Annotated in this window: 8 protein-coding genes and 1 pseudogene; 3 read left to right on the top strand and 6 right to left on the bottom strand. The window is 66.2% G+C overall.

From position 1 onward, the window contains the following. A partial coding sequence (locus AC629_RS34675) for a DMT family transporter (protein WP_168195651.1) occupies nucleotides 1-462 on the top strand: 462 nt, incomplete at its 5' end. Here AC629_RS34675 and AC629_RS34670 read toward each other — a convergent pair. After that, nucleotides 459-644: a hypothetical protein gene (locus AC629_RS34670; RefSeq protein ID WP_084809266.1), complete on the bottom strand. Its 186-nt coding sequence runs from the start codon at nucleotides 642-644 to the stop codon at nucleotides 459-461. The two genes, AC629_RS34675 and AC629_RS34670, sit on opposite strands and share 4 nt — an antisense overlap. Nucleotides 645-675: 31 nt before the next feature. Further along, nucleotides 676-1,833, bottom strand: a complete 1,158-nt coding sequence (locus AC629_RS34665; protein WP_084809268.1) for an MFS transporter — start codon at nucleotides 1,831-1,833, stop codon at nucleotides 676-678. Nucleotides 1,834-2,009: 176 nt separating this feature from the next. Here AC629_RS34665 and AC629_RS34660 point away from each other — a divergent pair, with 176 nt between their 5' ends. After that, on the top strand, nucleotides 2,010-3,269 hold the full coding sequence (locus AC629_RS34660) for an adenylate/guanylate cyclase domain-containing protein (RefSeq protein WP_084809265.1): 1,260 nt from the start codon (nucleotides 2,010-2,012) through the stop codon (nucleotides 3,267-3,269). A 27-nt stretch (nucleotides 3,270-3,296) separates the two neighbouring features. Here AC629_RS34660 and AC629_RS34655 read toward each other — a convergent pair whose 3' ends face one another. Continuing rightward, nucleotides 3,297-4,541, bottom strand: a complete 1,245-nt coding sequence (locus AC629_RS34655; RefSeq protein WP_084809264.1) for an MFS transporter — start codon at nucleotides 4,539-4,541, stop codon at nucleotides 3,297-3,299. Nucleotides 4,542-4,707: 166 nt separating this feature from the next. On the opposite strand from AC629_RS34655, the gene AC629_RS34650 reads away from it, so the two are divergent. Next, a complete protein-coding gene (locus AC629_RS34650; RefSeq protein ID WP_084809263.1) occupies nucleotides 4,708-6,060 on the top strand; it encodes an Nramp family divalent metal transporter in 1,353 nt (450 codons plus the stop codon). Nucleotides 6,061-6,065: 5 nt separating this feature from the next. Here AC629_RS34650 and AC629_RS34645 read toward each other — a convergent pair. From AC629_RS34645 to hemB, 3 genes and pseudogenes are all read right to left on the bottom strand, one after another. Further along, nucleotides 6,066-6,843, bottom strand: a pseudogene (locus AC629_RS34645) (arginyltransferase). Between the two features lie 137 nt (nucleotides 6,844-6,980). Next, a complete protein-coding gene (locus AC629_RS34640; RefSeq protein WP_084809262.1) occupies nucleotides 6,981-7,526 on the bottom strand; it encodes an RDD family protein in 546 nt (181 codons plus the stop codon). A gap of 262 nt (nucleotides 7,527-7,788) precedes the next feature. Next, complete coding sequence (hemB, locus tag AC629_RS34635; protein ID WP_084809261.1) at nucleotides 7,789-8,850, bottom strand: porphobilinogen synthase; 1,062 nt, start codon at nucleotides 8,848-8,850, stop codon at nucleotides 7,789-7,791. Nucleotides 8,851-8,884 lie beyond the last annotated feature (34 nt).

The raw sequence follows: 8,884 nt of genomic DNA, 5'->3' as shown, positions 1-8,884 counted from the left end.
GGCCTCGCGCAGAGCCCGCCGGGCGCCTGGCGCGGCGAGCTGATCATGACCGGCGCCGTGTTCTGCATGGCGTTCTACAACGTGCTGTCGCGCCCGCTGATGCAGCGCTCCAGCGCTCTTGGCTTTCTCACCGTCGGTATGGGCGTGGGCGCCGCCGTGCTGGTGCTGGTGGGGCTCGTGAAGGGCAGCTTTGCGGCGCTCGATCATTTCACGACGGCGCAGTGGATCGCCGGAATCTATCTCGGCATTGGCGGCGGCGCGCTCGCCTTCATCCTCTGGGTCATGGCGCTGGCGCGGGCAACGCCGACCCGGGTGGCGAATACGATGACGGTCAACCCGATTGCCGCCGCCTTGCTGGCGGCGCTGCTCATCGGCGAGCCGATCACGCCAAATCTTCTGATTGGGCCGGTCGCGGTGTTCGCCGGCATCTGGATCGCAACCGGCGAGGCGAAGCCGGCTTAGCTCTGCGGCGCACTCACCGTGGGCCGGCTCGCTTCCGGCGTCTTCTTCGGCTTCAGCGTGCCGGCGTAGAACGACAGCAGCCACACCAGCAAGATGGCGAGAAGATAGACGCCCCAGGCCTGTGGCGGCGTGGTTGCCCAGCGGATGGCGCGCTTGAACGGGCTGGCGGTGTCGTCGGCCATGGCGCGCTTGTGGGCGAAAGCTCAGGCACGGTCAATCCCGCCGCCGTTCCGGGCGGATCAGGAACAAAGCCGCCAGCGCCGACAGGCTGAACGTGGAGGAGACGATCAGCACCTTGGCGCCCATGACGTCAATGAGCAGGCCAAAGGCCAGCGGCGCCACCGCTTGCGCCATCCTTGCCGGTGCGCCGATGACGCCGAGGCGATAGCCAAAGTCCTTCGAGCCGAAGATGGCGAGCGGCAGCGTGCCGCGCGCGATCGTCAAGATACCGTTGCCCGAGCCGTGCAGCAGCGCAAACGCGCTTGCGGCGGGGGCGCCGAAGATGGCAACGACAGCTGCGCCGATCGGGTGGGTGAGGCAGGCAAGGCGCGTCGACCACAGCGGATGAAAGCGGCTCAGAAAGCCCGCTTCGAGAATGCGCGCGACCACCTGCGCCGGGCCGATCAGCGCGCCGGCCGCGATCGCCTCGACATGCGTCGCGCCTGTTGCCTCCAGCAGGCGCGGGAAGTGAACGGCCATCGCACCGGTGACGGTCCAGACCGCAGCGAAGATGAAGGCGAGCAGGGCCATCTTGCGGTCGAGCGGCACGTGCGGTTTCTCGGCGGTCTTAGTCGCCTGCCTGGCACCCTTGATCGCCGGCAGCATGAAAAAGTTGAGGGGCAGGCCGATCAGGATGTTGGCGGCCGCCCAGGCAAAGCAGGTCTCGCGCCAGCCGATATGCGACAGACCCCAGGCGGTGAGCGGCCAGCCGACGGTCGAGGCGAAGCCCGCCATCAACGTGATGCCGGTGATCGAGCCGCGCGCTTCGGTGCCGTAGATGCGGCCCAGCGCGGCGAAGGCGGCGTCATAGAGCCCCATCGCCATGCCGATGCCGAGCACGAGCCAGGCGATCGCCATCACCGGGACGGATTGCGCAAAGCCGAGCAGGACGAGGCCGGCGGCGATGGTCAGGTTCGAAGCCGACAGTACCTGCCGGCCGCCGACGAGATCGATCTGGCGTCCGATACGTGGGCCGAGCATCGCCGAGATCACCAGCGAGGCCGAGAACGCGCCAAAAATCCAGTTGGAGGAGACGCCGAGGTCGTGCGCGATGGGATCGGCGAGCAGTGCCGGCAAATAGTAGCTCGAAGCCCAGGCGAGGGTCTGCGTAGTGCCGAGCGCCAGGATGATCGGAAGCTGACGCTGGCTCATCCGCGCGCGCTTCCGATTCTGGCCGACAAAGTCATCATGACCAGCATTTGCTGCCCGCGTGGCGAGCGCGTCAACCGTGGCCGCCGCATATTCGACCTGCGAAGGACGTGAGCCTTGGTCCTCGCGCGGTTCGAGCGTGGCCTTTCGTTCGTCACGAATGCACGCCATAATGGCGCATGCAATTGACCTCGCGCCTAGCGCTGATGAACTGGCTGACCGGCCAGGGGCTCACGGGCCTGCCTGAAAACGAACTGCTCCGCGGGTTCTGCGAGCGCTGCCGCGCCGAAGGGCTGGAACTCTCGCGCGGGCTCGTCGTCATCGACACGCTGCATCCGATCTATGAGGGGCGCGGTTTCCGCTGGAGCGACCGGCCGAGTAACGAGAGCGACGCGTTCGAATACGGCTCGACTGCCGAAGGCGATGCCGCCAAGAGCTGGCGCCGCTCGGTGTTCTTCCACATGCTCGAGCACGGCCACGACGAGATGGTGATCGATCTTGCGGACGCTCCCTCGATGGATTTCTCGCAGATCGGAGAGCTCGCCGAGAAGGGCCACCGGCACTATCTCGCCTTCGTGCATCGCTTCGGCGAGAACGGCGCGCTCGGCCTGATGGACTGCTTCTACTCCTGCTGGACCACGCGCCGCCCCGAAGGCTTTGGCGAAGCCGAGCTCGAAGCTATGCGCGATCTCGTGCCGGTGCTGGGGCTCGCGATCAAGTCAGCACAGCAGGTCGACATCGCGCGCACGCTGGGGCGCGTCTATCTTGGCCGCGATGCCTCCGAGCAGGTGCTGCGCGGGCGGATCTCGCGCGGCGTCACCGAGCGCATCGATGCCGTGCTGTGGTATTCGGATTTGCGCGGCTCGACCGGGATCAGCGAGAGCATCGGCCCCGACGAGATCATTCCGTTCCTCAACGACTATGCCCAGGCCGTGATCGACGCAATCCACGATGCCGGCGGCGACGTGCTGAAGCTGATCGGCGACGGTGTGCTCGCGATGTTCACCGGCGAGGACATGGCGGACGCCCGCCGCGCGGCGCTGCGTGCCGAGCATTTGTTCCGCAAGAACGTCGCGGCGCTGAATGTGCGGCGGGCGGCCGACGGCCGCCCCACCACGTCTGCCTATATCGGCCTGCACGTCGGCGAGGTCTTTTACGGCAATATCGGCAGCGAGGACCGGCTGGACTTCACGGTGGTCGGGCCGACCGTGAATGAGGTCAGCCGCATCGCCTCGATGAGCCGCTCGGTCGACCGCGAGCTCCTGGCGTCGGCGGAGTTCTACAAGGGCCTGGACGCCGCCGGCCGCCGCTATCTCGTTTCCACCGGCCGCTACGCGCTCCGCGGCATCGGCCGCGCGCAGGATCTCTACACGCTCGATCCGGAGGTTGACGCGAGCGAACCCGTGACGGGGAGCTACGAGCGGTATCTGGCGAACTAGCCTCGCTGCTTCGATAACGAGGAGGCGCTAGCCCCGCGCCGCCGCGCCGTCCTCCACCATTGCCGGTTGCTGATCCAGCACTACCGCTGGCGAGAGCCAGATGACCAGCGCCTGCGCGCCGAAGACAGCTGCAGCGAGATAGAGGCAAGCTTCCGCGCTCCAGACGCCGCCGACGATCGCCCCCAGTGCCGAGCCGAGCGGGCGGGCGCCGTAGCTCATGATGTTGATGGCGGAGACGCGGCCAAGAAGGCGCGGCGGCGTCACGGACTGGCGCAAGGTCGTCGTCGAGATCACCCAGAGGATCGGCCCCACGCCGAGCAGGAAGAAGCTGAGGCCCGAGAGCCAGGGCGAGGGGACCAGCACCGTCAGCGCCATCACCACCGCGGCGACGAAGCCGGTGACCGGGCCGAGGCCGACCACCGTGCCGAAAGCGACGCGCTTCATCACGCGCGTTGCAACCAGCGCGCCGATCACCATGCCGACCCCGTACATCGTCAGCACGATGCCGACGCCAGCCGCCGTCAAACCGAGATGGCGCACGGCGTAGGGCACGAACACGGCAATCTGCAGGAACCAGCCGGTGTTGAAGATGAACTGGGTGATGAACACCGGCCGCAGCAACGCATGATGAAACACGAAAGCGGCGCCCTCGCGGATGTCCTGGAACGGATGGCGGCGCGGCACTGGCGGGCGCGAGGGCTCGTAGATGCCGGAGAGCAGCACCACGGCGATGGCCGAGAGCGCGGCGGCAAAGCCGAAGGCCGGGCTCGCGCCCCACCAGCCGACCAGCGCGCCGCCGAGCGCAGGGCCGCTTGCGAAGGCGATGGTGCGCGCCAGCTCGATCCGGGCATTCGCGGCCGGCAGCAACTCCGCGCTCACCAGCGACGGCACCAGCGCCGGCGCGGCCACGCTGTAAACGACAGTACCGCAGACAGCTGCGAAGCCGAGCAGCGCCAGAAGCGGCAAATTGAGCGCGCCGAGCGCGAGCAGCAGCACGATCGCCGCAAGGGCCGCGGCCCGCAGCGCCTCGGCGCCCGCCATCAGCGAGCGGCGAGAGATGCGGTCGGCGAGCAGGCCCGCCGGAATGGCGAAGAGAACGAAAGGCAGGGTGAGGGCGGTCTGCAGCAGGCCGGTCTGGCCCTCCGCGACGCCCAGCGTGAGCACCGCGACGATGGGGGCCGCGGCTAGCGCGATCTGCTCGGCCGACTGCGCCGCGAGGTTCGACCAGGCCAGGCGGTTGAATGTGTCGGGGAGGCGAGGCGGATTTGACATGGCTCATTTCCTGCTAAGTCGAGTTCGCGGCAGTATCCGCTTCCGGGGAGAGCCAAACCCACCCGCTTCCCGACATGGCGGCGAACAACGGGCGCGGCGGAACCGATACTGCTAGATGCAGTTGCAAATTAGTTGCAATAAGCCTCGACTTCGGTATTCTCGCCTCATGGATGCCCGATCGCCCGATTTGACCACTGATGCCGCCGGCTGGCGCACTGACGCTCCCACCACCAAGAGCCTGGCCGAGGTAAACGCCTCAGTCGCTGTCCCCACGGCGGGTGTGTGGTGGCGGCGGCTGCTTGCGTTCGTCGGCCCGGGCTACATGATCTCGGTCGGCTACATGGACCCCGGCAACTGGGCGACCGACCTCGCGGGTGGATCGAGGTTCGGTTACACGCTGCTCTCGGTCATTCTGCTCTCGAACTTGATGGCGATCCTGCTGCAGTCGCTGGCGGCGAGGCTCGGCATTGTCACCGACCGCGATCTCGCGCAGGCCTGCCGCGCGACCTATTCGCCAGCGGTGAATTTCCTGCTCTGGCTTATCTGCGAGGCGGCGATCATCGCCTGCGATCTCGCCGAGGTCATTGGCACAGCGATTGCGCTCAAGCTTCTGTTCGGGATCCCGCTGATCGGCGGTGCGCTGATCGCCGCTCTCGATGCCTTCCTGCTGCTGCTGTTGATGAACCGCGGCTTCCGTTTCCTCGAAGCCTTCGTCATGGCACTGCTCGCGGTGATCGCAGTCTGCTTCGCGATCCAGATCGTGGCGGCAGCGCCACCGGTCGCGGAAGTCCTGCGCGGCTTCGCGCCGAAGGCCGAGATCTTCACCAATCCTGAGATGCTCTACATCGCGATCGGCATCATCGGTGCGACCGTGATGCCGCACAATCTCTATCTGCACTCCTCGATCGTGCAGACGCGCGCCTATGAACGTAACGACACAGGCCGGCGCGAGGCGATCAAATGGGCGACGACCGACTCGACCATCGCTCTGATGCTGGCGCTGTTCATCAACGCTGCGATCCTCGTGGTGGCGGCTGCGACCTTCCACAAAAGCGGCCATTCCGACGTTGCCGAGATCGGCCAGGCGTTCGAACTCTTGTCGCCGCTGCTCGGCCTCAGCATTGCCTCGACGCTGTTCGCGGTGGCTCTGCTTGCGTCGGGTCTCAACTCGACGGTGACGGCGACGCTCGCCGGCCAGATCGTGATGGAGGGCTTTCTCCATTTGAGTCTGCCGCGCTGGGCGCGCCGCCTGGTCACGCGCGGCATCGCCATCGTTCCGGTGATAGTCGTCACTGCCATCTACGGCGAGCGCGGCACCGCCGATCTGCTGGTCCTCAGCCAGGTCGTGCTGTCGATGCAGCTTCCCTTCGCCGTCATCCCTCTCGTGCGTTTCGTCTCCGACCGCCGCAAGATGGGCAAGTTCGCGATTTCCCCATACGTCGCTGCGATCGCGTGGATCGTCGCGGGCGTGATCGTGATCTTGAACGTGAAGCTGTTGGTCGACACGCTGTTCGGGTGAGCGTGCTAATCCTGCGGCTCGGACGCCGCATCGCCCTGCGCGTCGACGCGCAGCCAGCCTGAGGGCGCGAGGCGCTGCTGCGGCAGGAAGCGGGCCTTGTAGTCCATCTTCTTGGATCCCTCGATCCAGTAGCCGAGGTACACGTAAGGCAGGCCCTGACGACGTGCGCGGGCGATGTGGTCGAGGATCATGAAGGTGCCCATCGAGCGGCTGACCTGGCTTGGCTCGAAGAACGAATAGACCATCGACAGGCCGTCGCTGAGCACGTCGGTGAGCGCCACCGCGATCAGTTCCTCGCCGCGGCCGGTGATGCCGCTGTCGGGGCCGCGCTTGCGGTACTCGATGATGCGGGTCTCGACATGGCTGTCCTCGACCATCATGGCGTAGTCGAGCACGGTCATGTCGGCCATGCCGCCATGGCGGTGGCGGGCATCGAGATAGGCACGGAAGATCGAGTACTGCTCGGAGGTCGGCACTGCGCTACGCTGCTCGCCGATGATGTCGGCGTTGCGCGCCATCACCTTGCGGAAGTTGCGCGAGGGCCGGAACTCGTTGGCGATGACCCGGACCGAGACGCAGGCACGGCACTGGTCGCAGGCCGGCCGGTAGGCGATCGACTGGCTGCGGCGGAACCCGCCATGGGTCAGGAGGTCGTTGAGGTCGCCAGCGCGGTCACCCACGAGGTGCGTAAACACCTTGCGCTCCTGCCGGCCCGGCAGATAGGGGCAGGGGGACGGCGCCGTGAGGTAGAATTGGGGGGGTGTCGCGCGAGTGCTGGGTCAAGGGACGTCGTGGGCCTCCGAAGTGTGCAATAGCATCGCGCTACGAAAGCCCCCGGTCAATTGGCCTGCTCGGCAGATCAGATCAGCAGTCAGCTTAGTCGATCCCAGTTAGTAGGTCGTTGATCAGTAAGGCGTTGCTCAGTAAGTCCTGGCCACCTGAGGGACAGGTGCGCGGACCGAGTTGTTGATCACGACAGTTCCCAGCACGAAATCGTGCAGCAGGCGCCTGCGGCCGTTGAACAGACCGACCAGCACCACGAAGGGCGACAGGAACGAGACCAAAACCCAGAACAGCACGGCATGGGTGGCGCCGAGCACGAAATAGCCGGGCGCGCCGTACCAGGTGCGCAGCTCCAGATCCATCACCCTCATGCCGATCGTTGCCGATGACGGACCACCGATGCAGGCGCCGTAATAGACGATGGCCCAGATCACGGAGGCCGGCCAGGCCAGCCAGAACAGCGCCCAGCCGATGCCGAGCGTGACCACGCCGAATACGGCGATGAAGAGGTAGCCGAGGATCACCGGCACCGAGATCACGACCATGTCGATCAGGAAGGCGAACGCCCGCCGCGTCGCGACGCCGCGAAAAAGTTCCGGATGCAGATAGGGGTCGTAGGCGTGCGGCTGCGCCGCGCCGTCATTGCGCCAGGCGCCGCCTGAATTGCCCGAGTCATACGACATGGTCCGTCCTCGCAGGGGAAAACCCTCGGGCACGACATGGGAGCAGATCATCCCCGTGCCAAGGGCGCACCGGCACCAAGAAGCGGAAATATTCCGGCGATTCGGCGGCGGAGGAGGTGCCAGCACGACGCTGGGAGGCAGGACCACCAGCGCGGACTTCTTGGGGTGGGCAAAGGCGCGTTAGCGCCGTGCCCACCATCACTCGCTGTCGTCCACGCTGGAGTTGGTGGGCACGCTGCGCTTTGCCCACCCTGCGGATGACTTACCCTTGCGCGCGAAGTTTCTCCGCCGCCTTCGGCGCGAAATAGCTGAGCACACCATCCGCGCCGGCACGCTTGAAGGCGAGCAAGCTCTCCATCATGGCGCGGTCGCCGTCGAGCCAGCCGTTGTTGGCGGCGGCTGCGATCATCGCGTATTCGCCGGAGACCTGGTAAGCGAAGGTCGGCATCGCAAACGTGTCCTTCACGCGGCGGACCACGTCGAGATAGGGCATGCCGGGCTTCACCATCACCATGTCGGCGCCTTCGGCGATGTCGAGCTCGACCTCGCGGAGCGCCTCGTCGGTGTTGGCGCTGTCCATCTGATAGGTGCGCTTGTCGCCAGTCAGCGTCTTCGCCGAGCCGATCGCATCACGGAACGGGCCGTAGAAGGCGGAGGCATATTTGGCCGCATAGGCCATGATCTGCACGTCGAGAAGGCCGGTGCGATCGAGCGCCTCGCGGATCGCGGCGACGCGGCCGTCCATCATGTCGGAGGGCGCGATGATGTCGCAGCCGGCTTCGGCCTGCACCAGCGCCTGACGCACCAGCACGGCGACTGTCTCGTCGTTCAGGATCTTGCCGTCGGAGATCAGGCCGTCATGGCCGTGGCTGGTGAAGGGGTCGAGCGCGACGTCGCAGAGGATGCCGATCTCGGGAAACTCCTTCTTGATCGCGCGCACGGCCTGGCAGACGAGGTTGTTCGGGTTAGTGGCCTCCGAACCTTCCTCGTCGCGCAGGGACGGATCGGTGTAGGGAAACAGCGCGATGCAGGGGATGGTGAGCTTCATTGCTCGCTCGGCCTCGCGTACGGCCTGATCGACGCTGAGGCGGTCGACGCCGGGCATCGAGGCGACCTGCTCGCGCTTGTTGTGGCCGTCGATCAGGAACAGCGGCCAGATCAGGTCATCCGTCGTGAGCACATTCTCGCGCACCATCCGCCGGGCCCATTCGGCCTTGCGGTTGCGGCGCGGCCGGACGGTCAGATCGAGGGCAGGGGAGGCTGTTGTGCCATCCCGGCGCGAAACCTCGCGCAATTCGATCGGACGTCCGTATTTGATCGCCATTACTCTTCCTCCGGCTGGAATTATTCTTATACCA

Origin of the sequence: Bradyrhizobium sp. NAS80.1, assembly GCF_001908205.1 — a bacterium.
Lineage (GTDB): Bacteria > Pseudomonadota > Alphaproteobacteria > Rhizobiales > Xanthobacteraceae > Bradyrhizobium.
This window is presented reverse-complemented; position numbering and strand designations above follow the sequence as displayed.